General features: G+C 68.9%; 23 protein-coding genes. 13 read left to right on the forward strand and 10 right to left on the reverse strand.

What is annotated here, in order from left to right:
• The first annotated feature begins 87 nt into the window (after positions 1-87).
• The 3 genes from E3O46_RS13960 to E3O46_RS13970 all read left to right on the forward strand — a co-directional run bounded on the left by E3O46_RS13960 (position 88) and on the right by E3O46_RS13970 (position 3,095).
• Positions 88-1,413, forward strand: coding sequence for a glycosyltransferase family 87 protein (locus E3O46_RS13960; protein WP_166791084.1), 1,326 nt, complete (start codon positions 88-90; stop codon positions 1,411-1,413).
• Positions 1,414-1,415: 2 nt separating this feature from the next.
• Positions 1,416-1,742: a thiamine-binding protein gene (locus tag E3O46_RS13965; RefSeq protein WP_134449780.1), complete on the forward strand. Its 327-nt coding sequence runs from the start codon at positions 1,416-1,418 to the stop codon at positions 1,740-1,742.
• A gap of 72 nt (positions 1,743-1,814) precedes the next feature.
• Entirely contained in the window at positions 1,815-3,095 is a 1,281-nt protein-coding gene (locus tag E3O46_RS13970; RefSeq protein ID WP_134561912.1) for an MFS transporter, read from the forward strand.
• 92 nt (positions 3,096-3,187) lie between these two features.
• On the opposite strand, the gene E3O46_RS13975 is transcribed toward E3O46_RS13970, so the two are convergent.
• From E3O46_RS13975 to metX, 5 genes are all read right to left on the reverse strand, one after another.
• Complete coding sequence (locus tag E3O46_RS13975; RefSeq protein WP_255454140.1) at positions 3,188-3,868, reverse strand: response regulator transcription factor; 681 nt, start codon at positions 3,866-3,868, stop codon at positions 3,188-3,190.
• A 69-nt stretch (positions 3,869-3,937) separates the two neighbouring features.
• The gene (locus E3O46_RS13980) at positions 3,938-5,242 is read right to left on the reverse strand and encodes a hypothetical protein (protein WP_134560614.1); all 1,305 of its coding nucleotides are present in this window, start codon (positions 5,240-5,242) and stop codon (positions 3,938-3,940) included.
• The gene (locus E3O46_RS13985) at positions 5,239-6,408 is read right to left on the reverse strand and encodes a sensor histidine kinase (protein WP_134561913.1); all 1,170 of its coding nucleotides are present in this window, start codon (positions 6,406-6,408) and stop codon (positions 5,239-5,241) included. Before E3O46_RS13985 ends, E3O46_RS13980 begins: the two co-directional genes overlap by 4 nt.
• Before the next feature lie 217 nt (positions 6,409-6,625).
• A complete protein-coding gene (locus E3O46_RS13990) occupies positions 6,626-8,131 on the reverse strand; it encodes a DUF4389 domain-containing protein (RefSeq protein WP_241987431.1) in 1,506 nt (501 codons plus the stop codon).
• A gap of 159 nt (positions 8,132-8,290) precedes the next feature.
• Positions 8,291-9,493, reverse strand: a complete 1,203-nt coding sequence (gene metX / locus E3O46_RS13995) for a homoserine O-acetyltransferase MetX (RefSeq protein WP_134449784.1) — start codon at positions 9,491-9,493, stop codon at positions 8,291-8,293.
• 179 nt (positions 9,494-9,672) lie between these two features.
• Between metX and E3O46_RS14000 the strand changes: the two genes are divergently transcribed.
• Entirely contained in the window at positions 9,673-10,299 is a 627-nt protein-coding gene (locus E3O46_RS14000; RefSeq protein WP_134449785.1) for a TetR/AcrR family transcriptional regulator, read from the forward strand.
• Positions 10,300-10,388: 89 nt separating this feature from the next.
• On the forward strand, positions 10,389-10,901 hold the full coding sequence (locus E3O46_RS14005; protein ID WP_134449786.1) for a CarD family transcriptional regulator: 513 nt from the start codon (positions 10,389-10,391) through the stop codon (positions 10,899-10,901).
• A gap of 3 nt (positions 10,902-10,904) precedes the next feature.
• Here E3O46_RS14005 and E3O46_RS14010 read toward each other — a convergent pair whose 3' ends face one another.
• Both E3O46_RS14010 and E3O46_RS14015 read right to left on the reverse strand, forming a co-directional pair.
• Positions 10,905-11,330: a MarR family winged helix-turn-helix transcriptional regulator gene (locus E3O46_RS14010; protein WP_134449787.1), complete on the reverse strand. Its 426-nt coding sequence runs from the start codon at positions 11,328-11,330 to the stop codon at positions 10,905-10,907.
• Positions 11,331-11,477: 147 nt separating this feature from the next.
• Positions 11,478-12,809 carry a bifunctional o-acetylhomoserine/o-acetylserine sulfhydrylase gene (locus E3O46_RS14015; protein WP_134449788.1) on the reverse strand — a complete coding sequence of 444 codons (1,332 nt, stop codon included), beginning with the start codon at positions 12,807-12,809 and terminating at the stop codon, positions 11,478-11,480.
• Between the two features lie 134 nt (positions 12,810-12,943).
• On the opposite strand from E3O46_RS14015, the gene E3O46_RS14020 reads away from it, so the two are divergent.
• Positions 12,944-13,297 (forward strand): alpha/beta fold hydrolase, encoded by a 354-nt coding sequence (locus E3O46_RS14020; RefSeq protein WP_241975498.1) that lies wholly within the window; start codon positions 12,944-12,946, stop codon positions 13,295-13,297.
• A gap of 283 nt (positions 13,298-13,580) precedes the next feature.
• Positions 13,581-14,384, forward strand: a complete 804-nt coding sequence (locus E3O46_RS14025; protein WP_134561914.1) for an SDR family NAD(P)-dependent oxidoreductase — start codon at positions 13,581-13,583, stop codon at positions 14,382-14,384.
• 105 nt (positions 14,385-14,489) lie between these two features.
• Here E3O46_RS14025 and E3O46_RS14030 read toward each other — a convergent pair whose 3' ends face one another.
• From E3O46_RS14030 to E3O46_RS14040, 3 genes are read right to left on the reverse strand one after another with little or no spacing between them, the layout of a single operon-like run.
• The gene (locus E3O46_RS14030) at positions 14,490-16,115 is read right to left on the reverse strand and encodes a solute symporter family protein (RefSeq protein ID WP_241975499.1); all 1,626 of its coding nucleotides are present in this window, start codon (positions 16,113-16,115) and stop codon (positions 14,490-14,492) included.
• Positions 16,112-16,468, reverse strand: a complete 357-nt coding sequence (locus E3O46_RS14035) for a DUF485 domain-containing protein (RefSeq protein ID WP_134560628.1) — start codon at positions 16,466-16,468, stop codon at positions 16,112-16,114. Before E3O46_RS14035 ends, E3O46_RS14030 begins: the two co-directional genes overlap by 4 nt.
• A 58-nt stretch (positions 16,469-16,526) precedes the next feature.
• Positions 16,527-18,494, reverse strand: coding sequence for an AMP-binding protein (locus E3O46_RS14040; protein ID WP_277612979.1), 1,968 nt, complete (start codon positions 18,492-18,494; stop codon positions 16,527-16,529).
• 88 nt (positions 18,495-18,582) lie between these two features.
• On the opposite strand from E3O46_RS14040, the gene E3O46_RS14045 reads away from it, so the two are divergent.
• From E3O46_RS14045 to E3O46_RS14070, 6 genes are all read left to right on the forward strand, one after another.
• The gene (locus E3O46_RS14045; RefSeq protein WP_322189561.1) at positions 18,583-19,317 is read left to right on the forward strand and encodes a GntR family transcriptional regulator; all 735 of its coding nucleotides are present in this window, start codon (positions 18,583-18,585) and stop codon (positions 19,315-19,317) included.
• Positions 19,318-19,402: 85 nt separating this feature from the next.
• Entirely contained in the window at positions 19,403-20,938 is a 1,536-nt protein-coding gene (locus E3O46_RS14050) for an MmgE/PrpD family protein (RefSeq protein WP_134561916.1), read from the forward strand.
• Complete coding sequence (gene prpB / locus E3O46_RS14055; RefSeq protein WP_134560634.1) at positions 20,938-21,849, forward strand: methylisocitrate lyase; 912 nt, start codon at positions 20,938-20,940, stop codon at positions 21,847-21,849. Before E3O46_RS14050 ends, prpB begins: the two co-directional genes overlap by 1 nt.
• Before the next feature lie 30 nt (positions 21,850-21,879).
• Positions 21,880-23,103 (forward strand): bifunctional 2-methylcitrate synthase/citrate synthase, encoded by a 1,224-nt coding sequence (locus E3O46_RS14060; protein ID WP_134449796.1) that lies wholly within the window; start codon positions 21,880-21,882, stop codon positions 23,101-23,103.
• On the forward strand, positions 23,072-23,683 hold the full coding sequence (locus E3O46_RS14065; protein ID WP_134449797.1) for a phosphoribosyltransferase: 612 nt from the start codon (positions 23,072-23,074) through the stop codon (positions 23,681-23,683). The genes E3O46_RS14060 and E3O46_RS14065 overlap by 32 nt, the downstream gene beginning before the upstream one ends.
• Positions 23,680-24,429 carry a Type 1 glutamine amidotransferase-like domain-containing protein gene (locus tag E3O46_RS14070; protein ID WP_134560636.1) on the forward strand — a complete coding sequence of 250 codons (750 nt, stop codon included), beginning with the start codon at positions 23,680-23,682 and terminating at the stop codon, positions 24,427-24,429. Before E3O46_RS14065 ends, E3O46_RS14070 begins: the two co-directional genes overlap by 4 nt.

The following is a 24,429-nucleotide window of genomic DNA, read 5'->3' on the forward strand; positions in this document are numbered from 1 at the left end:
ATCATGACGCATGTTTTCGCGGTCGTCGGCACCCACCAGCGAATGTGACGGTCTCGTTAAGAACACCGGGGTGTGGGAAAGTGGAACGTGCCCGATTCCCTCCCCCCGAAACCACCGGTGCGGTTCGCGTCGGGGCCGAGCCTGCGCATCCTGCTCTGGGCCGGATTCATCGCTGTGCACGCCTGGCTCGTCTACATCTGCTTCGCCGCGATCGGCTGGCCGCTCGGCGATGTCGACGTCGTCTACCTCGGCTGGGCGACCGACGCCGCGAGCGGAGTGGCCCTCGTCGGCATCACCGCGCCCTTCGTCTACCCCCTGCTCGCCGTCGTGCCGATCTTCGCGGCCCTCGCCTTCGGCACCGCCTCGTACACGGCGACCTGGCTCGGCATCGTCACCCTCCTCAACGCGGTCGCATTCGCGGCCCTGACCGGCCGGCGCCGCGGGCCGCGCGCGCTCCTCGCCGCGGGCTGGTGGCTGGCCTTCCTCCTGCTGCTCGGTCCGATCGCGATCGCCAGGATCGACTCGATCACGGCCCCGCTCGTCATCCTCGCCGTTTTGTGGCTGCGGACCCGGCCGGTCTGGGGCACCGTGATCCTCACGCTCGCGACGTGGGTGAAGATCTGGCCGATCGCTGTCATCGCGGCGCTTGTCATCGCATCGAAGCAACGGATGTGCGCCGGCTACGCCTTCCTCGCCACGAGCGCCGTCATCGTGGTCACGGCGCTCAGCCTCGGCAGCGGCCTCCGCGTGTTCAGCTTCATCTCCGAGCAGGCCAACCGCGGCATCCAGATCGAGTCTCCCGTCGGCGCCATCTGGATGGTGCAGGCCGCGCTGCGGATCCCGGGCAGCTACATCTACTACGACCACGACATCCTCACCTTCCAGGTCGTCGGCCCAGGATCTTTCATCGCCGTCGCGCTCATGACGCCGGTCCTCGCGCTCTGCATCGCAGCGGTGCTGCTGATCGCGGTGCGGGCGACACGGGCAGGGGCGAGCTTCGAGAGGCTGTTCCCGCCGCTCGTCCTCGCGCTCGTCGTGACGCTGATGGCCGTCAACAAGGTCGGCTCTCCGCAGTTCGTGATCTGGCTCGCCGCGCCGACCATCCTCGGCATCCTCCTGCGAGGGCGCGGCTGGCGTACCCCGACCATCCTCGTCACGGTCATCGCCGGGCTCACCCAGGTCGTCTACCCCTACCTGTACGACTGGCTGCTCGTCGCCAACCCGCTGATGGTGCTCGCCCTCTCCATGCGCAACGTGCTCGAGTTCGTCGTGCTCGCCTGGGCCGTCCGCGAGGTGTGGACCCTCGGCAGCAGCTCCGCCCAGCACGGCAGCCGCCACGGGAACGGCAACGCCGCCCCGCACGACCCACCGGCGGCCGGCCTCGACCGCCCGATCCTCATCCCCAGGGAGTAATCATGCTCGTCGCCTTTTCCGTCTCGCCCTCCGGAGCCCAGGATGCCGAGGGTTCCGTGCACGACGCCGTCGCCGCGGCCGTCCGGATCGTCCGCGACTCGGGCCTGCCGAACCACACCGACTCGATGTTCACGACGATCGAGGGCTCCTGGGACGAGGTCTTCGCCGTCGTCAAGGCCGCCACGGAGGCCGTCGGCGCCTTCGGGCCGCGGGTGTCCCTCGTGCTCAAGGCGGACATCCGCCCCGGTCGCACCGGCGAGCTGACCGGCAAGGTCGAACGCCTCGAGGTCGCGCTCGAGAACGCACGGGCGGCCGGAGGCGCGGCATAGCAGGCACCGCACGGGCAGGCGGATGCTGCCGGGCGCTTCCCGCCGCAACGGTCCGGCCCTAGGCTGGACCGCATGCCCCCACCCACCGACGGGTCGGCGATTCTGTCTCCGGCCCGCATCCGCCTTGCCCTGCTCTCCCTCGCCCTCGGCGGCTTCGGCATCGGCGCGACCGAGTTCGTGGCGATGGGGCTGCTGCCGAACCTCGCGCGGGATCTCCTGCCCGGCCTCTACGCGACAGCGCCGGACGCTGCGAACGCCCAGATCGGCTGGCTGATCTCGGCGTACGCTCTCGGCGTCGTCGTCGGAGCCCCGACGATCGCGGCCGCAGCGGCACGCTGGCCGCGCAAGCAGCTGCTGCTCGCCCTGCTCGCCGCGTTCACCCTCGCGACGATCGCCTCCGCCCTGCTGCCGACGTTCGGGCTCGTGCTCGTGGCCCGGTTCGTGGCCGCGCTCCCGCACGGCGCCTACTTCGGCATCGCCTCGCTCGTCGCTGCCGACCTGATGGGCCCGGGCAAGCGGGCGCGCGGCGTCGCGCTCGTGCTCAGCGGCCTGACCATCTCCAATGTGATCGGCGTGCCCGTGATCACCTGGATCGGGCAGGTGTCCGGCTGGCGGGTCGCCTACCTCGTCGTCGCCGCCGTCTTCGCGGTCACCTTCCTCGCCGTGATCCTGCTCGTGCCGTTCCAGGCGGGTAACGCGCTCGCGACGATGCGCAACGAGCTGAAGGCGTTCGGTCGGCTGCAGGTCTGGTTCGCGCTCGGTATCGGGGCGATCGGCTTCGGCGGCCTCTTCGCCGTCTACACCTATGTCGCCCCGCTCGTCATCGAGGTGACCGGCCTCGGCGCGGGCGCCGTTCCGCTCGTGCTCGTGGTCATCGGCCTCGGCATGACCGTCGGCAACCTGCTCGGCGGCCACCTCGCCGACAAGAGCGTCCGCCGTACCCTCTACGGGTTCTTCGCAGTGATGATCGTTGCCCTGGTGGGACTTGCCCTGTCCGCCCAGTTCCTGCCCGGACTCCTGGCCGGCGTCTTCCTCGTCGGCGGCGCGGCGGCCGGGCTGTCCCCGGCCATCCAGACCCGGCTGATGGATGTCTCGCACGACAGCCAGTCCATTGCGGCTGCGCTCAACCACTCGGCCCTCAACATCGGCAACGCGCTCGGCGCGTTCCTCGGCGGCCTGGCCATCGCCGGCGGCCTCGGCTACGTCGCCCCGGTCTGGATCGGCGCGGTCCTGAGCGTCATCGGACTTTCGCTCGCGGTCGTGAGCTTCGCGATCGACCGGTCCTGGCGCCGCAACGGACGGCACGTGCCGTACGGCACCGCCCTCATCGAGGTCGTCACGGACGCCGTTTAACGCCGAAGTCGGAACCTTTCGCGACTCGGGTCGGCGCGGTCTGCGCCTGCGACGGTCACGGAAGACTCCGACAGAGGGTCGGGAGCTCGAGCTCAGTCCGTCTGCAGCAGGATCCCGTCGTGAATCGCGCGCTTCCGCAGCGCGACCTTGGTTCCGACGTCGAAGCCCGCAAGACGGTACTTCTCGCGGATCCGCTTGAGGTAGGACTTGGCGGTCTCCTCGGAGATGCCGAGCTGGTGGGCAACGGCCTTGACGGGCTCGCCGGCACCGTAGAGAGCCATCACGCGGCGTTCCTGTGCGCTCAGTCTCGGCGAACCGCCGCCCGTTCCGGCGCTGAGCGCTTCGTCGAGTTCAGCGGAGATGTACGACTCCCCGTCGAAGGCTGCCCGGATCGCGTCGACGATCATGCCGGCTTCTTCGCTCTTGACGAGGTAGCCGAGTGCCCCGGCGGCGAGTGCCTCGCGCACGAGGCCGGGCTCCGAGTACGTGCTCATCAGGACGGTCTTGACACCGGCCGTCTTGAGGGTCGAGATCTTGAGCGAAACCGGGATGTTGTCCTTGAGATCGAGGTCGAGGAGAACGACGTCCACCGGGAATTCGGGGTGGGTGAGAAGTTCCGGCCACGTCGTCACAGCGGCGACCATGTTGATGTCGTCTGCGGCGCCGCGGATCCACTCCGTCAACGCCCCCAGCAGCATCCGGTGGTCGTCCACGAGAGCAAGCCGGATCGGATTCTCCCGACTGGGCGCCGCCGCCCGGGTCGTCGTGCTGATGTTCGTCACTGTTGCCTCCTGTTGCCTGTGCATCCGACTGGAAGCCCGGCGATGCCGGACCAGAAAATTTCACGCATCTGCGGGATTGTCAATGCTGCACTCGATCTCCACGTGGAGACTGCCACCCCGGCTCGACGCGATGTGCGGGCCAACTACCCGGATAGCTTGCCACGTCTCGGGGTCGACCCGGCGCCGAGGCACACCCGTGGTGGCCAATTCGATGGGGAATCGTAACTTCTGCCGGTCGATCAGGCCATTCGTCGGGCGGATCGGACCGAGGGAGAGGGCGACGGATGCCTCGGGGCGCTGGGTGTCGCTGATCAGGAGCCAGATGGTGCGCAGCAGGGCGTCGCGCTGGGCGGGATCGAGCAGCCCGGCGAGCCCGGCCGGGTCGTTGAGGCTCACCGAGGGGCCGAGGAACTCGGACTCCGTGATGGCGTGGTACAGCCAGGTCTCCCTGCGGCCCTGGATGAGGTGCAGCCGCAACTGGGTCGCGAGCGAAGACGCGGTCGTCGACTTGGCCGCGTTGAGGGGGAGCGCGGTGCGGCCCTTGGACACATCGTCGAGCAGGGTCTCCGCGTCGAGGTCGATCCGCGCGAGTTCCTCGGAGGCGAGCATGCCGACGGCGAACCGCGGCTGGGAGACCGTGCTCTGTACGAGCACGAGGTCCAGTTCGCGCTGCACCATCCGGTGGAACGAGCGGACGATCGCGACGCCGAGGAGGGGGGGTATCACCGCGAGCCCGAACGCGACGAGCTCCGGCGCGAAGGACAGCGGGTTGCTGCGCGGCTCTGTGATCGCGAACACGGCGAGGAGCGTTCCGAGGACGGCTGTGGAAGAGACGACGTCCCTGCCTCGCCGAACGGTCACGAGCGCGATCAGCAGGCTCCCGACCGCGGCGGCGGCGGTCGGGAAGACCCCCCGGTCGGCGCCGGCGTGCGAGCCGGCCAGGTCGAGTGCGATGACGACCGCGCCGGACGCGAGGGCCGCCGCGAACAGCCAGTCGGGCATCCGTGCGGAGAGTCGCTGAACGACGGCGATCGCGAACGCCGTCGCCGCCACGAGGATCACCCACGCCACGAGGGTCGGGACGGGAGTCGTGTACCGGGGCCACTGCTCGACGTACTCCCAGAACAGGTAGGCCGCGACGATGCCGCCGGCGACGGAGAGGCCGATCCCGAGGTGGCGTCCACCGAGGCCGCTCTGGTTGGCGCGCGTCGTCTTGACCGTTCGCTCCGGCCTGCGGAAGCTGCGGCGGCGATCCTGGCGCTCCTGGCGTCCGTGTTCTGCGAGCGGGCCGGCTTCGGTGACGGCGCGCCTGGCCGGTCGACGGATGCCGCGCTCCGGCTGCACGGTCACGCCGCGGGTGCTCACTTGGGCACCTCGAGTACGACCGTCGTTCCCGAACCCGGGGACGAGAACAGCCGGGCGTTGCCGCCGACGTCGCGGAGCCTGGCGACGACGGACTCGGCGAAACCGAGGCGTTCCGGGCTCACCGCCGCGAGGTCGAAACCGACGCCGGCGTCGGTCACCATGGCACGAACTGTCGTGTCGTCGTCCGTGATCGTGACGTCGGCGCGGGCGACCCCTGCGTGCCTGCGCACGTTCTCGAGGCACTCGCCCAGGGCGAGCAGGAAGGAGTCCAGAACGGTGCTCGGCAGCAGGACCTGGCCGCTCCCGTGCCAGTCCACGTCCAGCCCCATCCGCTTGAAGCGCTGTTTCACGGACTCGAGGGTGCTGCCGAGGGTCGACTCCGACGCGGGTTCGAGCGTGTAGACGCCGGAGCGGTGCGGGGTCGGGAGCCCGCCGAGCCGGAGCTGCCTGAGCAGCCGGGCGTCATCGCCGGCCTGCTGCCGCAAAGCGGCGGGGCTCACGCCGACGCCCGAGTGCGCGAGCAGGGTGAGGGTCGCGAGGACGGTGTCGTGCAGGAGCCTGGCGTCCTGCCGGCGCTGGGCCTCGAGTTCGCTCGCGTGCCGTTCGGCGAGGTGCGCACGGCCGATTTCTGCGATGCGCTGCATGACGCGGGGGATGCTCTGCGCGATCCACCATCCGGCGATCGCGATCGCGAACCAGCCGGTGATCGTGAGCATGACCGGGACGAGTGCGTCGGTGCTGAGCCGCGCGGCAGCGAGCACGCTCGCGAGCGTCGCGCCGAAGGCGACGCCCAGCATGATCAGCCGGCGCGAGGTGGTGACGAGTACCAGGGCGATGGAACCGATCGCGGGTGAGGCGACGCACGCTATCACTGCCTGTTCGCCGAGGTTGAGTCCCGATGTTCCCGTGCCGACGAAGCCGATCACGAGGATCATGGCCACCCCGCAGATGACGAGGAGTGCCGCCCATCGCAGGTGACCGTTGCGGCCGAGCAAGTACTGGGCGCCGACGATGACAAGGAGCAGGGGAAGGCTCACGGCGAGCGCCAACCGGTCGAGGCCGCCCGGTATCAGGAGCGCCAGGAACGTGGCGATGGAACCAGCGAGCCCGGTCAGCTGCGCGCCCCTGCGCAGCAGTCGATCCCGTTCCTTGAAAATGCGTTGCATACCCGTCGCATTACCCCTCGTCGTGCTCCAGAAAGCACCATATCCGGATGCGGCCGGTTTCGACGCGCGCGTGGCGCTCAGTTTCACGAATGTGCCTTGTTTACGGGCCACGCGTGCGGGGGGTTCGCCGGGAACGGGGCGAACCGGGGGTATTTGGGCGCGTGCAGGGGGAACAGTTAGGCGCCTCGAGCTTTGTCGGGTCAGCATCCGTGATTCCTCAGGTCGTTTTCACCCTAGCAGCCTCGTCGATTCCCCCCGGTCCGGTGCCCCCCGTTTCGGTCCCGCCCTGGTCGAGGCGGAACGGTGGATAGTCGTCCCGGAAGAGTCCGGTGTACACCACCACACGGAACACCCAGCGGTCGATACCGAGGATGAAATCGAACAGGGACTGCCGGTAGTGGCCCGTGAACAGCAGCATCAGCCCCGCAATGAGCACGAGGAGACCGAGGAGTGATACTCCGGTCGTCGTCGAATAGGTCGTGTCCCCGATCGTGTAGCGAGCGGTCGGGGTGCTCGTCAGGGCGGACACGATGAGGATCTGTGGAATCGCGAGCAGCCACCACTTGACCAGGACAAGCCCCCGGGACAACCGCTCGGGGTAGTCGATGTCGAGGTCGGCTGGATAGTCGGCCGGGGCGAGAGTGAACGGCGGGTACCTGTCGGTGCCGAGCGCCGAATACGCGTAGAAGCCGACGCGCCAGCTCCAGCGCAGCACGCCCACGTTGAACGTGAAGAGGGCCAGGGGATACCGGCCGGTGAACAGGATGGCGAAGCCCGCGACGATCGTCGTCACGAACGTGGCGAACCAGAGGAAGAACAGCACCACGACGTGCGGGAAGATCAGGATCCATTTCACGAGCCACAATCCCCTGGACACGTCGGGCTGCAGTGTGCCCTCGAGGCGGGCTGGGTAGACCGGACCAGGTGGACCCATCGCTCCGGCAGCGCCCATCGCTCCGGCAGCGCCCATCGCTCCGGCAGTGCCCGTCGTTCCGACAGCGCCGTCGTGGTCGTCCGGCCCCTGTGCGGCGTCGCGCCTCCCGAGGCCCAACGCGCCGAAGACCACGAGGAGCACCCCGGCCACGAGCAGCAGCCCGCCGCCGAGCAACAGGGCGACCGCCGCAGGCACGAAGAGGCCGGACCGGACGCCGGCCCGCGCCTCTACGTCAACGCCCTGCGTCGCATCCGCGTTCATGACGACGGCGGCCCAGTCGCCGCTCACGACCGGCCAGACCAGGCGCTGCGTTCCCGGCCCGGAGGCCGCGACCGTCCACCAGGTCTGGCTGCCCGGACGGGCGGGACGTCTGCTGCCGGGCACCTCGCGGTACTCGGTGCGGAATGGCGTGGAGTTCACGGAGGTGAGCTCGCTGTGCGCGACGGAGGCGAGGTAGCGTTCCACCTCCGCCCGCGGTGCGATGCCGATGAAGACCCCGGTGCCGCGGACGCTCGTCGCCTCGAGCATCACGGTCGCGAGCCCGGAGGGCATCCCGCCGGACCCCGCCTGGGTGCTGGTCCCGGTGCCTGAGTCGCTCTCCGTCGTGAGGTTCGGTGAGGTGATCGCATACGAGGCCACGGAGAATGAGCCGCTCGGCGTGGTCAGGAACCCGTCCCTGCCCTGTTGTGCCGCGACCGTTGCAACGGCGACTCCGCCCGCGAGCAAGCCGATGCCGGACACGGCGAGCAGCGTTCCGACGATGACCATGACGACGTAGCCGGCTTTCATCACGGGACTCCTCTTCGCTGGGCGGTCTGGACAAGGCAGGCAGTGGCCGGGCTCCCTGTCAGGGTCGTCCGGAATGCCTGCCCTGTCAATCGCAGGGCGGTAGCGGAAAAGTCGGTGTGATAGCCGGCGGAACCGGCCGACGTCCAGCCGTCGTGAAGGTCAGCGGAGCAGGCGGCCGAGTTGCTCGCCGACGGCGGCATTCTCGATCAGAAAGCCGTCGTGGCCATAGCTCGAGGAGAGCACGACGGGTTCGGTGCCGTCGAGGCCGTTGCGGAGGTGTGCCGCGATCCGGCGTTGGCCCTCGACGGGGAACAGCCGGTCGCTGTCGATTCCGACGACGAGGGTGGTTGCTTCGATCGAGGAGAGGGCCTCGGCGAGGGAACCCCGGCCGCGGGTCACATCGTGGGAGTTCATCGCCTCGACGAGGACGATGTAGCTGTTCGCGTCGAAACGTCGGGTGAACTTGTTGCCGTGGAAGTCGAGGTAGGACTCGACGGCGAACCGGCCGCCGGAGCCTAGCGGGGAGATCCGGCTCTGCCAGCCGCGCTCGAAACGCTCGTTGAGCTCGGACGGGCTGCGGTAGTTCAGCAGGGCCATCCGCCGGGCCAGGGCGAGCCCGCGGGTCGGACCGTCGCCGTCGACGGCGTCGTAGTAATCGCCGGACCGGAACAGCGGGTCGCTGCGGATGGCTTCGATCTGCACCGAATTCAGGGCGATCTGATCGGCCGTCGTCACGGGCGGGGCCGCGAGGATCGCGAGCCTCTCCACCCGGTCCGGCCGGTCGATCGCCCATTCGAGGGCGTGCATTCCCCCCATCGACCCGCCGACCACGAGGGCCCAGGCGTCGATCCCGATCCGGTCGGCGAATGCGACCTGGGCGGCGACCTGGTCGCGGATGGTCAGGTAGGGGAAGCGGATGCCCCACTCCGAGCCGTCAGGGGCGAGGGACGACGGGCCCGTGCTGCCCTGGCAGCCGCCGAGCATGTTCGGTGCGACGACAAAATAGCGGTCGGTGTCGATGGCCAGGCCGGGGCCGACGATGCCGCCCCACCAGCCGGCGGTCGCGTGGCCGGGCCCTGCCGCGCCGAGCAGGTGGCTGTCCCCGGTGAGGGCGTGCAGCACGAGCACCGCGTTGTCCCGCGCGGGGGAGAGTTCGCCCCAGGTCTCGTAGGCGATCCGGACGGCGCCCAGTCGCCCGCCGGCCTCGAGGTCGAGTGCGCCCACGTCCTGGAACCTGCGGTTGCCGACGGGGTCGCCGTCGCGCCACGCGCCCGTCGCCGGGGGCTTGCCGAACAGCGAGCGCGCCTGAGCCTCGGTGATGAAGCTGGACGGGACCGTGTCCGCCGAGGTCTGCCATTCCATATGCCCTCATTCTGCCCGGTCTGACGCGCCAACGTCCCTTTGTTACGCGCGGCTTGTTTCGTGCGGCTAGATCCCTGCGGCTGGAGACGTGCGGCTGGAGACGTGCGGTTGTTGCGGCGCTCATCCGGCCCCCTTGCCCACTTCTCGGACAGGTGTCCGAGAAGTGCTAGACTGTCCTGATGACCCGCACCGAGTATGTCCGAGAAAGCGTGGTGCGCGGTACAATCAGCGCCGTGCGTGCCTCGGACCCCCGGGCGGAACGCACCAGGCAGGCCATTTTCACAGCGGTCCGCACGCTCATGACCCAGCGCGTCGCATCCGTCTCGGTCAGCGACATCGTGCGCACGGCCTCGATCAGCCGCAGTTCGTTCTACGCGCACTTCAGCAGCCTCGACGATCTCGCGACCGGGTTCCTCCGCGAGCAGTTCGCCGAGATCGGCGTGACCGGGTTCGACCTGCTGAGCGACGACCTCACCGGGGCCCAGGCCGCACGGGTCGGTTACCAGCGGCTCATCTCCCACATCGTGGAGCACTACCCGCTGTACTCGAGTGTGCTCGACCTGCCGATCACCCGCACGGCATACGACGACGAGATCGAAGCGTACTCGCGCCGCCTCGTCGAATCGCTCGTCGTGCTCTCCGGCACGCCCAGGGTCGTGCACCCCGAGTCCTTCGCCACCTACGTGGCCGGGGGAGCGCTCACCCTGATCAGCGCCTGGATGCGCGGCCAGCTCGACGTCACGGACGACGAGATCGTCGACCAGCTGGTCGAATTCCTCCCCGAATGGCTGGTCGACGCGGCCTGACGCCGCGAACCCGGCACCCCACACACCACCACACAACCGACCGACGATGGTCGCGAGAACCCCGCATCACCAACGAACAGAGGCAGCATATGAATTTCACCGTGGGAGAAACCCTGGTCTACCCGCACCACGGCGCGGTCACCATCACCGAAATCACGACCCGCGCCGTGAAGGGGATCGAGAAGAAGTTCATGACCCTCACCGTGCACGCGAACGACCTGACGATCAAGCTGCCGATCGAGAACGCCGAGCTCGTCGGCGTGCGCGACGTCATCGACAGCGCCGGCGTCCAGGCCGTGTTCGACGTTCTCCGCGAATCCTTCGTCGAGGAGCCGGGGAACTGGTCGCGCCGGTACAAGGCCAACCAGGAGAAGATGGCGAGCGGCAGCGTCTACCGTGTCGGCGAGGTCGTCCGCGACCTGTGGCGTCGTGACCAGGAGCGCGGCGTGTCCGCCGGCGAGAAGAACATGCTCGTCAAGGCCCGCCAGGTGCTCGTCTCCGAACTCGCACTCGCCCAGAGCTCGACGAGCGAAGAGGCATCCGCCGTCCTCGACACCGTGCTCGCGAGCTCGATCCCCGCGACCGGCACCACGGCGGCCTAGGGATCACTCCGGCTCGCCGGTCCAGCCGAGGTTGCGGGCCACCCGCTCGAGGGTGGCCAGGGTCGTGGCGTAGTCGGCAGGGCTGACGTCCTGGGTCGCGGCATCCCGGTTCACCGATACGACCTCGGCGAGGCGCTGGTAGGCGAGCCTGCCGCGGTCGGTGATCGCGTACCCGGACTCCGACACCGTGACCCAGCCGCTCTCGACGAGTTCGGCGAGGTGTTCGACGACGGTCTCACCCTCGGTGTCGAGGAACGGGGCGACCCCGCTCGTGAGCTGCTCGACCGAGGCCGGTCCGCGGGACAGCATCCCGAGCAGCTGCCACTGCCGCCTCGTCACCCCGTGTTCCTCGAGGGTCGTCGCGAATTGCTCGTTGATCAGTTGGTCGACGAGTTTGAGCCAGTATCCGATCGGTCGCAGGTCAGTCATACCGACAGGATATTCACGGACCCGTCATCCGGATCGTTCTCTGAACCAATTCGACGGAGATTGTGCCTCGCGCGGCCCGAAAACGGCCTGCAACGTACAATTCCGGCAGAATCTCCGTCGAATCGGTCAGGGGTGCTGCGGTGCGGGTCAGGCGTTCGCGCGCGAGGCCTCGACTACGGCGCGGGCGGCGGCGAGCCCGTGCTCGAGGTCGGCCTTAAGGTCGGCGATGTTCTCGATGCCGACGGACAGGCGCACGAGGCCGGGGGTCACGCCGCTCGTGAGCTGCTGCTCCGGCGTGAGCTGGGCGTGGGTTGTCGAGGCCGGGTGGATCACGAGCGAGCGGACGTCGCCGATGTTGGCCAGGTGGCTGAAGAGCTCGAGGTTGTCGACGAGCGCGCGGCCGGCATCCACCCCGCCCTTGAGCTCGAAGGAGACGACCGCGCCGACGCCCTTGGGCGCGTATTTGTTGGCGGTCGCATACCAGGGGCTCGACGGCAGGCCGGCGTAGTTGACCGAGGCGATGTCGGGGTGGCTCTCGAGCCATTCCGCGATGTCCTGGGCGTTCTGCACGTGGCGCTCGATGCGCAGGCTCAGGGTCTCGATGCCCTGGATCAGCTGCCAGGCGCTCGCGGGGGCGATCGCGCTGCCGAGGTCCCTGAGCAACTGAACGCGTGCCTTGATGATGTACGCGATGCCGTCGCCGACAGCGCCCGTGTAGCTGACGCCGTGGTAGGACGGGTCCGGCTCGGTGAGGCCGGGGAACTTCTCGACGTTCTTCGACCACTCGAAGGTGCCGCCGTCGACGATGACGCCGCCGATGATCGTGCCGTGGCCGCCGAGGAACTTGGTGGCGGAGTGGACGACGATGTCGGCGCCGTGTTCGAAGGGGCGGATCAGGTACGGGGTCGCGATGGTGCTGTCGACGATGAGCGGGACGCCGTTCTGGTGGGCGACGTCGGCGACGAGCGAGATGTCGAGCACGTTGATCTTGGGGTTGCCGATGGTCTCGGCGAAGAACAGCTTGGTGTTCGGGCGCACGGCGCGGGCCCACTCTGCTGCATCGTCCTGGTCCTCGACGAAGGTCGTCTCGATGCCGAGCTTGGCGAGGGTGTACTTGAAGAGGTTGTAGGTTCCGCCGTAGATCGAGCTCGAGGAGACGATGTGGTCGCCGGCCTGGGCGATGTTGAGCACGGCGAAGGTCGATGCGGCCTGGCCGGAGGCGAGCAGCAGCGCCGCCGTGCCGCCTTCGAGCGCGGCGATGCGCTCTTCGACGACGGCCTGGGTCGGGTTCATGATGCGGGTGTAGATGTTGCCGAACTCGGCGAGGGCGAAGAGGTTCTGGGCGTGCTGCGCGCTGTTGAACACGTAGGACGTGGTCTGGTAGATCGGGGTGGCGCGTGCGTTGGTGACCGGGTCGGGGTGCGCGCCAGAGTGCACCTGCTTGGTTTCGAACTGCCAGGCGGCCGCGTTGTCGCTCATGAAGAACTCCCTGTAATCCGTGACGAGCGTGGACCGTCCATCGCTCTTGGGTGCGAGTTTAGGCACGCGCTCGCGGGGTCGGCAATGTCGCCGAAACACGGCGTCATCTACGGGTGTGCCCCGGTCCGCCGCTCGTGTACACAGCGGGGTGGCTCAGTCACCTCGAGCTCAGCTGGCAGCTGCCCGAGGAGCGGGCGTTCTACGAGAGTCTGGCGGCGGACCGCCGGCTCATCCGGTACGACCGCGCCGGATGCGGCCTGTCGGCTCCGACGAGCCGGCCGCCGTCGATGGACTTCGAGCTGGAGCAGCTCGCCGCGGTCGTCGCGAAGCTCGGTCCGGAGCCGTTCGACCTCATCGGCACGTCGATGGGTGCGCTGGTCGCTGTGGCGTGGGCGGCGGCGCATCCGGATACCGTGCGACGGCTGGTGCTCCACGGCGGCGCGTCCGTCGCCTGTGCGGAGACGCTCACGTCGATAGCGGATGGGTGACGGGAGTCGCCCGCCCGATCCATCTCGGTGCACGAGTCCAGGTCTGGGAGGTGAGGATCAGCGACGGCCGCGACCGTCTCGTCTGCGTTTCGCGGTGCACGCTCGCGGTGATCGACAGGCCGAGCGACTACGTATCACCGCAGCTGCGCCCCTCGAGGAGCGGATCGCCGAACTGAGCGCGCAGGCGAGCGATGGCCGGGCGAACGACAGGGACGCACGGCGTCATCTACCGGGTGTGCCCCGGGTGTGCCCCGACCGCTGCTCGTGCCGCCAGAATAGGACCATGGCAAACAAGCGAGTTGTAGTGACCGGTGCGAGTTCGGGAATCGGGGCGGCCACGGTGCGACTGTTCCGGGCCCACGGCTGGGACGTCGTCGGCGTGGCCCGGCGTGCCGACCGGCTCGCGGCCCTCGCAGCGGAAACCGGCGCCGATGTCTTCACGGCCGACCTGACGGTGCAGGCGGACGTCGACGCCCTCCGCGACTTTCTCGCGGCATCCGGCCCCGTGCACGCCCTCGTGAACAACGCCGGCGGTGCCCGCGGCCTCGACAGCGTCGAGACCGCCCCTGTCGAAGACTGGGCCTGGATGTTCGAGATCAATGTGCTCGCGGTCAAGCGGGTCACGAGTGCCGTGCTCCCGCTGCTGCGGGAGACACTCCGAGAGGAGGCCGCAGGCCTCCGCACGGATGCCGCTGGCAGCGCGGACATCGTCACGGTCACCTCCATCGCCGGGCACGTCGCGTACCTCGGCGGTGGCGGATACAACGCCGCCAAGTTCGCGGCCCACGCCCTCGTGGAGGTGCTGCGGCTCGAGCTCAACGGCGAGCCGATCCGGGTGATCGAGATCGCGCCCGGCATGGTCAAGACCGAGGAATTCGGCCTCGTCCGCTTCGGCGGCGACACGGAAAAGGCCGCTGCCGCATACGCCGGCGTGGAGCACCCGCTCACCGCGGAGGACATCGCCGAGACGATCGTGCTGAGCGTCGAACTGCCCGCCCACGTCAACCTCGACCTGATCACGGTCAAGCCCGTCGCTCAGGCGGCCCCGACGCGCGTCGCGCGCGGCCCCCTCGTCCCGAAGGACTGACCCGCGGCATCCGCTGGCCCGGCCAGACCCGGCCCGTGAACCGCACTCTTCCGGTCGAGAGTCACCCGTGGAGCGGGAACTCTCGACCGGAAAGGTAACTGCGGGCTAGTGCTCGACGGCCTTCTCGGCGCCGTGGCCGGTGAGGGAGCGGACTGACATCTCGGCGGCGAGGAGAGGGTCCTCCTTGCGGGTGCTCGTGACGGAGCCGAGCCAGCCGAGGAAGAAGCCGATCGGGATCGAGACGATGCCGGGGTTGCTGAGCGGGAACCACGCGAAGTTGACCCCAGCGCCGAACATCGACGTCGGCGTGCCGGAGAACACCGGGGAGAAGATGATCAGGATCATCGCAGCGGCGAGGCCGCCGTACATGCTCCAGACCGCTCCGCGGGTGGTGAAGCCGCGCCAGAACAGTGAGTAGAGGATCGTCGGGAGGTTCGCGCTCGCCGCGACGGCGAAGGCGAGCGCCACGAGGAACGCGATGTTCTGGCCCTGCACGCCGATGCCGCCCGCGATCGCGAGGATGCCGATCACGATGACGGTGCGGCGGGCGACCTTCACTTCGCTGTCCGGGTCGCCCTTGCCCTTCTTGATCACGCTCATGTAGATGTCGTGCGCGAACGAGGTCGCCGCGGTGATCGTGATGCCGGCGACGACCGCAAGGATCGTCGCGAAGGCGATCGCCGAGATGAAGCCGAGCAGGAGCGGTCCTCCGAGCGCGAGCGAGAGGAGCGGCGCCGCGGAGTTGACCCCGCCGGGAGCCGCCGCGATGACGTCCGCGCCGACGAGCGCCGCTGCGCCGAAGCCGAGCACGAGGGTGAAGAGGTAGAACGCGCCGATGAGCCAGATCGCCCAGACCACGGAACGACGGGCCTCCTTGGCGCTCGGGACCGTGTAGAAGCGCATCAGCACGTGCGGCAGGCCCGCGGTGCCGAGGACGAGCGCGATCGCGAGGGAGATGAAGTCGAGCGGATTGTGCCCGTACTTGAGCCCCGGCACGAGGATGGCCTCAGCGGGCTTGCTGATCGAGGCCGCGACGGCAGAGTCGAGCAGTCCGGAGAAGTTGAAGCCGTTGATCGCGAGCACCCAGATCGTCATCCCGAGGGCTCCGATGATCAGGAGGAACGCCTTGATGATCTGGACCCAGGTGGTGCCCTTCATCCCGCCGATGAGCACGTAGAGGATCATCAGGCCGCCGACAACGACGACGACGACCGACTGGCCGAGCTTGTCGTTGATGCCGAGCAGCAGCGACACGAGGCCGCCGGCGCCGGCCATCTGGGCGAGGAGGTAGAAGAAGCACACGGCGAGGGTCGTCGTGGCTGCCGCGACCCTGACCGGGCCCTGCTTGAGCCGGAACGAGAGCACGTCGGCCATCGTGTACTTGCCGGTGTTGCGCATCAGCTCTGCGACGAGCAGCAGCGCAACGAGCCACGCGACGAGGAACCCGATCGAGTACAGGAAGCCGTCGTACCCGCTGATCGCGATCGCTCCGACGATGCCGAGGAAGGACGCCGCCGAGAGGTAGTCTCCCGCGATCGCGAAGCCGTTCTGCGGTCCGGTGAAGGACCGGCCGCCGGTGTAGTAGTCCGCGGCGGAACGGTTGTTGCGGCCGGCCCGGATCACGACGATCAGGGTGACGGCCACGAAGGCGAGGAAGATCGAGATGTTCAGGACGGGGTTGGTCTCCGTGGCCTTCACGGCGGTCTGGACGATCATGGCGCCGGCGCTCATTTCTGCTCCATCTTTTCGAGCTCTGCGCGGAGCGCTGCGCCCATCGGGTCGAGGGTCTTGTTCGAGAAGGACACGTACCACATGGTGATCGCGAAGGTCGTGACGAACTGGCCGAGGCCGAGCACGAGGCCGAGGTTGACCGATCCGACGACCGGGATGGCCATCACGGCGGGCAGGTAGGCGGCGACGAGCACGAACCCGAAGTACCAGACCAGGAAGAACACGGCGAGCGGGATCACGAACCGGTTCCTCCTCCTCTTCAGCTCGAGGAAGCGGGGCGATTGGGCGAAAGCGACGTAGTCGATCGACGACGGCGTCGCTCCCGGTCGTGCATCTCTCAGTGATTCCGTCATGGGGGCTCCTTTGCTCCGGTGAGGATGGTGCTGGGTAGTGCGGTCTGGGGGAGAGGATTCAGCTGGTGTGGGCGGTGCCGTGCACGGCGAGCTTGAGCGCGTCGAGCACGGCAGGGTCCTCGATCGTCGGGGGAACCGTGTACGGCTCGCCGTCGACGATCTGGCGGATCGTCTTGCGCAGGATCTTGCCAGAGCGGGTCTTCGGCAACCGGTCGAGGATCGTCACGTCACGGAAGGCGGCGACCGGGCCGACGTGCTCGCGCACGAGTCCGACGAGTTCCTTGGCGAGGGTGTCGTGGTCGATCGTCGCCCCGGCCTTGAGCGTCACGAAGCCCGCGGCGCGCTGGCCCTTGAGCGGGTCGTGCACTCCGAGCACGGCGCACTCCGCGACCGACGGATGCAGGGTGAGTACCTCCTCGAGGGATCCGGTCGACAGTCGGTGCCCGGCCACGTTGATCACGTCGTCGGTGCGGCCCATCACGTAGAGGTAGCCGTCGGCGTCGAAATGGCCGGAGTCGCCCGTCGCATAGTAGCCGGGGAAGGCGGAGAGATAGGCGCTCGCATACCGCTCCGCGCTGCCCCAGACACCGAGCAGGGTTCCGGGCGGAAGCGGCAGGCGGATGGCGATGTTGCCCTCCTTGCCGACCTTCGTCACGGGCCGGCCCTTCGAGTCGAGGATCTCGATGGCGTAGCCCGCGACCGGGAACGTCGCCGATCCCGGCTTGGTCGGAACTTCCTCGATGCCGCGCGGGTTCGCGCAGATCGCCCAGCCTGTCTCGGTCTGCCACCAGTGGTCGATCACCGGGCAGTGCAGCCCGTCGTTCGCCCAGTGGTACGTCTCGGGGTCGAGTCGTTCCCCGGCGAGGAAGAGGCCGGTCAGGCTCGAGACGTCGTACTTCTGCAGCTCGGCGAGCTCGGGGTCGACCCGGCGGATGGCCCGGATCGCGGTCGGGGCGGTGAAGAGCACGGTGACCTTGTAGTCCTCGACGACCCGCCAGAAGGCGCCGGCGTCGGGGGTGCCGATCGGCTTGCCCTCATAGATGACGGTCGTCGCCCCGACGAGGAGCGGCGCGTAGACGATGTAGGAGTGCCCGACGACCCAGCCGACGTCCGAGGCCGCCCAGAAGACGTCTCCGGGCCCCGCGGCGTAGATGTTGCGCATCGACCAGGCGAGCGCGACGGCGTGTCCGCCGTTGTCGCGCACGATGCCCTTCGGATTCCCGGTCGTTCCCGAGGTATAGAGGATGTACAGCGGGTCCTCAGAGCGGAGGCTCACGGGTTCGGCAGGGGTCGCGGCATCCTCTTCGGTCGCCCAGTCGAGCCAGGTGACGGCGTCCGTGCCCGTGTCCGTGTCCGTGCCCGCGACGGCGTAGTCCGACGCGCTCCCGGGGATCGACTCGCGGTCCCGCACGATGACGGTGCGGACCGAACCCTGCGACCGGTCAAGAGCCTTCTTCACGAGCGGCAGGTATTCGACGACGCGGCCGGGCTCGAGCCCGCCCGACGCGGTCACGATCACGGTGGGCCGGGCGTCGTCGATCCGCACGGCGAGTTCGCTCGCCGCGAAGCCGCCGAAGACCACGGAGTGCACGGCGCCGATCCTGGCGCACGCGAGCATGGCCACGATCGCCTCCGGGATCATCGGCAGGTAGACGATCACCCGGTCGCCGACGCCGACGCCCTGGGCGCGCAGCACCCCGGCGAACCGGGAGACGCGGTCGAGCAGCCGGCTGTAGCTGATGCTGACCCGGGTGCCGCTCATCGCGGAGTCGTAGATGACCGCGGCCTGGTCGCCGCGGCCGGCGAGCACGTGCCGGTCGAGGGCGTTGTAGCTCGTGTTGAGCTCGCCGTCCGGGAACCAGCGCCAGGTCCCGGGCTCGCGCTCCTCGAGCGCGGTGCGCGGGGGCACGGTCCAGTCGATGAAGGCGGATGCCTCGAGCCAGAAGTCGGCGCGGGTCGCGGCATCCGTCGAGCGCAGCCAGGAGTCGCGGTAGCTCCCCGCCGTGCCTGTCGCTGTGTATGTCACTGTGAACCTCCCCATTGAAGCTCCTATGTATACATAGAATTCAGGAAGTCTTGCACACGCCGGGTAAAAAGGGAATAGCATGGCGTCTGTGTATACAGAAACCCCAACGTCGGGGAACACCACTCCGGTGGGTACCCGCACGGCCGCACCGCCGGTCGCCGTCGTCAGCGCGAGCGAACGCGCCTACCGCCAGCTTCGCGACGAAATCCTCGACGGAGTCCTCGCCCCGGGCGCCGGCCTCCTCGAGGTCGAGCAGTCCGACCGCATCGGCGTCTCGCGCACGCCGCTCCGGGCCGCCATCGCCCGCCTGATCGCCGACGGGCTCGTCGCCGGCCGCGCCGGCCGCGGCTTCATGGTCACGGAGATGTCCGTCGACAGCATCCACGAACTGTACGAACTCCGCCGCGCCCTCGAGGAGCACGCGGCCAGGATCGCGGCGACCCGGCGCGACCCCCACGTCTTCCTCGAGCTGCGCGACCAGTTCCGCACGGCACCCGAACTGCTGCTGCTGGGCGAGGCCGGACTGCACCGGTACTACGAGCTCATCGACGACTTCGACGACGCGCTCGACGCGGCAGTCGGCAACCCGTTCCTCGTCACCGCGCTCGCCAACGTGCGCACCCACCTCGCCAGGATCCGCAGGCTCGCCAGGCACAACCCGGCCCGGCTGCGGGCGGCGGCGGCCGAGCACCTGCTCATCATCGAGGCCATCGTCGCCGGTGATACCTCGCTCGCCGCCCACGCCACCCACGTCCACCTCCACCAGAGCCTCAGCAACGTCCTCGCCGCGCTCGAGGCGAACCCGGCCGCCCAGGCCGACTGAAGCACCAGCGCCCACCCGAACCAGCGCCCACCCGAACCACCGCCCACCCGAACCACCGTCCAACCGAACCACCGAAGGGAACCCTGTGCAGCTTCACGATGTTCGAGTCCACCGCAGCGACGAAGACCTGGCCCGCACGGATCAGCTCGCCTGGAAGATCGCCGAGTGCGCGTCCGACCCGGTGGAGGTCTCCGCCGAGGTGACCGAGATGATCATCAACCGGGTCATCGACAATGCCGCCGTCGCAGCGGCCTCGCTCACCCGGCGACCGGTCGTCGCCGCGCGCTCGCAGGCGCTCGCGCATCCGCGCTCCTTCAACGGCGTCGGCGCGACCGTGTTCGGCGAACAGCGTTCCCGCCGGGTCTCGCCGGAATGGGCGGCGTGGGCCAACGGCGTCGCCGTCCGCGAGCTGGACTATCACGACACCTTCCTCGCCGCCGAGTACTCCCACCCCGGCGACAACATCCCGCCGGTCCTCGCCGTCGCCCAGCACCTCGCCGTCACCCGCGGCCTGAGCGGGCGGGACCTCGTGCGCGGGATCGCGACCGGCTACGAGATCCAGATCGACCTCGTGCGGGCGATCAGCCTGCACGCGCACAAGATCGACCACGTCGCCCACCTCGGCCCGTCGGCCGCCGCCGGGATCGGCACCCTGCTCGGCCTCGACACCGAGACGATCTTCCAGGCCATCGGCCAGGCCCTACACACCACAACGGCCACCCGGCAGTCCCGCAAGGGTGAGATCTCGAGCTGGAAGGCGTACGCGCCTGCATTCGCCGGCAAGATGGCCGTCGAATCCGTCGACCGCGCCATGCGCGGCGAGACGAGTCCGACCCCGATCTACGAGGGCGAAGACGGCGTCATCGCGTGGCTCCTCGACGGTCCGGAGGCTTCCTACCAGGTCGCCCTGCCGGGCCGGGGCGAGGCCAAGCGGGCCATCCTGGACAGTTACACGAAGGAACACTCCGCCGAGTACCAGGCCCAGGCCCTCATCGACCTCGCCCGCAAGCTCTACCGCGAGCACCCGGAACTCGCCGACCCGGCCAACATCACCCGGATCGTGATCCACACGAGCCATCACACCCACAACGTGATCGGCTCCGGTGCGAACGACCCGCAGAAGTACGACCCGAGTGCGACAAGGGAGACCCTCGACCACTCGATCCCGTACATCTTCACCGTTGCACTGCAGGACGGCAGCTGGCACCACGTCGACTCCTACCGGCCGGAACGCGCGAGCCGCGCGGACACCATCGCCCTCTGGAACAAGGTCACGACCGAGGAGGACGTCGAGTGGACCCGACGCTACCACTCGCTCGACCCCGCCGAGAAGGCCTTCGGCGGCCGGGTAGAGATCGAGCTGGCCAATGGCAAGCGGATCGTCGACGAGCTCGCCGTCGCCGACGCGCATCCGCTCGGCGCGCAGCCCTTCGGCCGGGCGGAGTACATTGACAAGTTCCGCACGCTCGCGGCGGGCGTGCTCGAGGAGGGTGAGATCCTGCGCTTCCTCGACGACGCCGAACGCCTGCCCGACCTCGCCGCCGACGACCTCGACCAGCTCACCATCGTGGCCCGCAACGGCCTGCTCACCTCGGTCCCCATCCCGAATGGAATCTTCTGATGTTGTATTCGACACGCACCCCCGCCGCCAAGCGCGAGGGTTTCCGCCGCGACCTGGCCAGCGGACGCCTGCTCCGGTTTCCCGGGGCATTCAACCCGCTTTCCGCGCGCCTGATCGAGGCGAAGGGCTTCGAGGGCGTCTACATCTCCGGCGCCGTGCTCTCCGCAGACCTCGGCCTGCCCGACATCGGCCTGACCACTCTCACCGAGGTCGCCGGGCGCAGCCAGCAGATCGCCAGGATGACCGACCTGCCCGCGATCGTCGACGCCGACACCGGATTCGGCGAGCCGATGAACGTCGCGCGCACCGTGCAGACCCTCGAGGACGCCGGCCTCGCCGGGATGCACATCGAGGACCAGGTCAACCCGAAACGCTGCGGCCACCTCGACGGCAAGCAGGTCGTCGACCTCGAGACGGCCAGCAAGCGCATCCGCGCGGCCGTCGATGCCCGCAGGGACCCGAACTTCCTCGTGATGGCGCGCACCGACATCCGTGCCGTCGACGGTCTCGCCGCGGCCGTCGACAGGGCGAAGGCACTCGTCGACGCGGGCGCCGACGCGATCTTTCCCGAGGCGATGGCGTCGCTCGCCGAATTCGCGGCGATCCGTGCGGCCGTCGACGTGCCCGTGCTCGCGAACATGACCGAGTTCGGCAAGGGGGAGCTCTTCACCGTGCAGCAGCTCGCCGATGTCGGGATGAACCTCGTGATCTTCCCCGTCTCGCTGTTGCGCCTCGCGATGGGCGCCGCAGACCGCGGCCTCGACGCGATCGTCGAACACGGCTCGCTCGAGTCGATGCTGCCAGAGATGCAGCACCGCTCGAAGCTCTACGAACTGCTCGACTACGAGTCGTACAATCACTTCGACTCCGGCGTTTTCAATTTCACCCTCAACCCCACCCTGCCCGCGTAACCACGCACTCACCGCACGCGAAGGAGCGACATGAGTCAGAACGAACCAGCCGTCACCGAACCGACGGTCTACAAGGGCCTCGCCGGAATCGTGGTCGACCGCACCCGCGTCTCGAAGGTCAACGACCTGTCGAACTCCCTGCTCTACCGGGGCTACCCGGTGCAGGAACTCGCCGCGCAGAAGAGCTTCGAGGAGGTCACCTACCTGCTCTGGAACGGCGAACTCCCGACGCCCGACGAGCTCGCCGCGTTCGAAGACGAGGAGCGGTCCCTCCGCCACCTCCAGCCCGCCGTGCGCCGCGTGATCGACGAGCTTCCCCTGACCGCGCACCCGATGGACGTCGTGCGGACCGCCGTGAGCCTGATCGGCGCCTTCGACCCGCAGGTCGACGACGCCTCCCCGGAGGCGAACAAGGCCAAGGGCCTGCGGCTCTGGTCCCAGATGCCCGCGATCGTCGCCTACGACCAGCGCCGCCGCCACGGGCTCGAGCCGATCGAACCGCGCGACGACCTCGGCTACTCGGCGAACTTCCTGTTCATGACCTTCGGCGAGGTGCCGGAACTCGTCGTCGTCGAGGCCTTCGACGTGTCGATGATCATGTACGCCGACCACTCCTTCAACGCATCCACCTTCACCGCGCGCGTGATCACGTCCACGATGAGCGACCTGCACTCGGCGATCACCGGGGCGGTCGGCGCCCTCAAGGGTGCGCTGCACGGCGGCGCCAACGAAGCCGTGATGCACACGTTCGAGCAGATCGGCCTCGGCGAAGGCTCCGGCGAACGAGCGGATGCCTGGCTCAAGGAGACCCTCGACGCGCATCACAAGGTGATGGGTTTCGGGCACCGCGTCTACAAGCACGGCGACTCCCGGGTGCCGACGATGAAGACCGCGCTGCTCACCCTGGTCGAGCACTACCAGCGCCCGGACCTGATCGAGCTCTACGAGCGCCTCGCGGCGGGGATGAAGGAGCGCACCGGTATCCTGCCGAACCTCGACTACCCGTCGGGACCGGCGTACTACCTGATGGGCTTCGACACCCTGACCTTCACGCCCCTCTTCGTGGCCTCCCGGATCGCCGGCTGGACCGCGCACATCATCGAACAGACCGCTTCGAACTCCCTGATCCGGCCGCTCTCGCTCTATGACGGGCACCCGGAACGGCACCTCGCCGCTGAACCGGAACCCGACCTCCAACCGGCCGGTGACCTACCATTGGACAATGGCATTCGAAGCAGACGACTCAGCAACTGACACGACCGGCATCCAGCGGGAAATCCTCGGCTGGGAGGACTTCGCCGCTGCCTCGCGGCAACTGGCCGTCGACGTGCTGTCGAGCGGATTCCACCCGGACGTCGTGATCGCGATCGCGCGCGGCGGCCTGCTGCTCGCGGGCGCGATGTCGTACGCGCTCGGCACGAAGAACTGCGGCAGCATCAACGTGCAGTTCTACACCGGGGTCGACGAACGCCTGCCCGAGCCGGTGCTCTCCGGTCCGATGCTCGACGCGCCGGCACTTGCCGGACTCAGCGTGCTGCTCGTCGACGACGTCTCCGACTCGGGGCGCACCCTCGCGCTCGTGCTCGCGATGTTGCGGGAGTCGGCGGCCGAGGTGCGCTGCGCGACCCTGTACACCAAGCCGCGCACGGTCCTCGTCCCGGACTACACCTGGCGCGAGACCGACGACTGGATCGTGTTCCCGTGGTCGGCGCTGCCGATCGTCGACGCGCCTGAAGTGACGGCCCTGCTCGCCCCCATCGTCGCGACCGTCGTCGCCCCCTCCGCAGTGGAGAATGTCGTCGTCGCGCCTGCCGTTGCGGGCGTCGTCGCATGAGCATCCACCTCGTCGGCGGCGGCTGGGCCGCCGAACACAGCGCGGCCGTGTTCGGTCCATTCCTCGCCGAGGCGACCGTGCGTGCCACGGCGGCCGGTCGCGACGAACCACGGATCGCGATCATCGCGGTGCGTGCGCCCGGCACCGCTGCTGTTGACGACGCTGTTGACGACGCCGCCCAGCACGCCGCGAAGCTCGCCGAGGCGCTCGGTGCGGCCGGGGTCTTCGAGGCGAAGATCACCGAACTCGCACTGAGCGACGCGGCGACCCTGCCCGCGATCGCGGACGTCGACGGCATCATCGTCGGCGGCGGGCTCACGCCCGCCTACCTTGCCGCACTCACCCCGATCGCAGGCGAGATCCGCCGCCAGGTGTCCGCCGGCGTGCCGTACCTCGGCTACTCCGCCGGTGCCATGATCGCCGCAGAGCGTGCCCTCGTCGGCGGCTGGCGCCTGGGCGAGGTCGAGGTCAGCGCGGAAGCGGCCTCTGAAGGCCTCGACGAACTCACCATCCAGCCCGGCATCGGCCTGCTCGACGTCACCGTCGACGTGCACGCCGCCCAGTGGGGAACCCTGTCCCGCCTCATCGCCGCAACGGAAGCCGGCCTCATCGACGGCGGCCTCGCTGTCGACGAGAACACCGCGCTCATCGTCGGGGAAGGCGCCCTCCGCGTCGTCGGCTCCGGCAGCGTCTGGCGGGTCAGCCAGTCCGAGAACGGCGTACTCGTCAGCACCTTCGGCGCCTAG

It is taken from the genome of Cryobacterium glucosi (assembly GCF_004402235.1).
Classification (GTDB): domain Bacteria; phylum Actinomycetota; class Actinomycetes; order Actinomycetales; family Microbacteriaceae; genus Cryobacterium; species Cryobacterium glucosi.